Source organism: Listeria farberi (assembly GCF_014229245.1).
GTDB lineage: Bacteria > Bacillota > Bacilli > Lactobacillales > Listeriaceae > Listeria > Listeria farberi.
Window position 1 is genome coordinate 1 of the sequence record NZ_JAARZJ010000044.1, and the last position, 2,278, is coordinate 2,278.

Genomic DNA, 2,278 nt, shown 5'->3' on the forward strand with positions numbered 1-2,278 from the left:
TTGTAGTATTATTAAAATAAACGATATAAACTATTTACAATAATAAATGGATGAAGAATATTTATATTTTTAGACAAGGGAAATGATTATGGAATATGTGATTGAACTACTAAAAAAAGAACGAGAAGCTTTACTTTCAGCTATTAAAGGTGGAGATAGCGATAAGATAAAATCTAAAGTGGAAGTTGAGCAAGCTGTATATTGGCTCGAAAAAATAAGGGAATTGGGTTTTGACTGTTCAAAAGAAAAATATGAGTTTATTAAATTACCAGATTTAAACACTGGTTTTTCAGAGTACCACATCATGAATGATCGAGATTCTGACAATATTGATGATTGGATTGAAATAAAGGATGAGACAGGTTATCCTATTACGTTGATTTTTGATGATGTGCTAATAAGCCGCCGTCCAAAATAATCAGTTTCTAAGTTTTACAAATAAAGAGATACCAAAGCACTTTGACAAAATAAATCAAAGTGTTTTTTCTATTTTAAACTTCAAAGAGTATAAAGTAGAAAACTTTACTTACTGAAATATTTCTATATAAGATTATCTATTGCTTTTTATTGATAAATAGTTTGTAATCTTTGTTTAGCATCATTTAATCCTTTATAATTAAAAGGATAGAAGAACTAATTTCTATTTGAAATCGTGGCATTCTTGAGTACGCTTATTAATAAATATTTAAATGGGAGAGGAATGATAGCTAAAATGAACAAAAAATTCATTTACAGTTTATTCACAGCTGCTCTGTTACTTTTAGGTTTTGTGTTTGAAAACATTTCTGTAAACGCTGCCGAAACTAATATAAGTAAAATTACGTATGACTATGTCGATTTTAATACTTTAGATACTACACAAAAAAATAATATTATCAAAGGCAATCCAGATGAAATAAATAAAAATGATTATGAAAATTATCTATTTGTTTATCAAAAAAATGATTCACCGGTAAATGGAAATACTAGCTTTACAAATAGTGCTTCTAATGGACAAAACTTACTAAAAACTGGTGATATAAGTTCTAATATATATTTAATTATTTTAGGATTTATACTTTTAGGTGGAGGAATAGCTCTTCTTACTTTAAAAAAGAAAAAACAAAATAAGTTCCTTTTGTTTCTAATCATATTTACAGGTACAAGTTTACTAGCGGGACCTATTGTTCAAGCAGTGGAAAATAGTCTTTTAAAACCACAAGAAACAATGACGGTAACAAAAGGTACAAAAGAAACAAAAAAACCAGCAACCATTGAAGGATATAGGTATATTGGCTATATCCACACAAGTAAAAATGATAATAAGCCCACCCCAACACCCCCAGTGGAACAAGGCACAGTAATAGTGAATTACCAAGATGAACAAGGGAATTCTATAGCCCCAAGTGAAACATTAAAAGGTGAAGTTGGAAAAACCTACAAAACTGTACAAAAAGAGATTGAAGATTACGATTTTAAAGAAGTACAAGGTAATGCAACGGGTAAATTTACGAATAACTCACAAATAGTAACGTATATTTATGATAAAAAAGCTATTCCAGCTGCTAACTTAACTATTGAATACCTTGATGAAAACGGTAATCAAATTCATGAACCAAAAATAATCAGTGGAAATGTGGGAGATCCCTATGATGCAACAGTAGAAACAGATCAACTGCAAATCGAAGGATATACGTTAGATACAAATAAACTACCATCTAATGCAAAAGGCATATTGTCTAATGAGCCGATCCAAGTTAAATATATTTATATCAAAAATGCGCAAGACGTCACACTTACCATTAAATTTATTGACAGACTAACTGGCGGACCGTTTGTTTTAGATGATTTAACGAAGATTCAAGACGGCAAATTAGTACCTCTTTATCCTAATTTAGATCAATACCACATGAAATTAAATTATAATAATCAACTATATAATCAGGGAGAAACAGTTCCAGATATTATTATTCAAGGAAAAGAAGGAGATAAATATTCTTTACCTGAAAGAATGATTTTTAACATAATAGACGATAAAGGCAATCAAGTTCCATATGTTATGGGACCTCCAAATGATGAAGGAGGATCTTGGGGAATTATAAATTGGGAGAATAAAGTAATAGTTCCGGATAATATAGAAGGTACTCTATCCGAGGATAATACAGTCGTCACTTACAATATGGATTTGTATCCTATTACTATAGTACCGCCTACTGAAGATGACTAAGTAAGCCCTTAAAAAAGTATTTATTATTTTTAATAAATCCAATCCTTTTAAAGGATTGGATTTATTTGGCTA

The 2,278-nt window shown here is 29.7% G+C and carries 2 protein-coding genes; both read left to right on the forward strand.

Going from position 1 to position 2,278, the window contains the following annotated elements; all coding sequences use genetic code 11:
- Window positions 1-88 precede the first annotated feature (88 nt).
- Window positions 89-418, forward strand: a complete 330-nt coding sequence (locus HCB45_RS15075; RefSeq protein ID WP_185620446.1) for a hypothetical protein — start codon at window positions 89-91, stop codon at window positions 416-418.
- Window positions 419-712: 294 nt separating this feature from the next.
- Entirely contained in the window at window positions 713-2,206 is a 1,494-nt protein-coding gene (locus HCB45_RS15080; RefSeq protein ID WP_185620447.1) for a MucBP domain-containing protein, read from the forward strand.
- The last annotated feature ends 72 nt before the right edge of the window (window positions 2,207-2,278 follow it).

Excerpts from the sequence above, each read along its gene's own strand:
- HCB45_RS15075 (WP_185620446.1), top strand. The coding sequence starts at position 89 with ATGGAATATGTGATTGAACTACTAAAAAAAGAACGAGAAGCTTTACTT.
- HCB45_RS15080 (WP_185620447.1), top strand. The coding sequence starts at position 713 with ATGAACAAAAAATTCATTTACAGTTTATTCACAGCTGCTCTGTTACTT.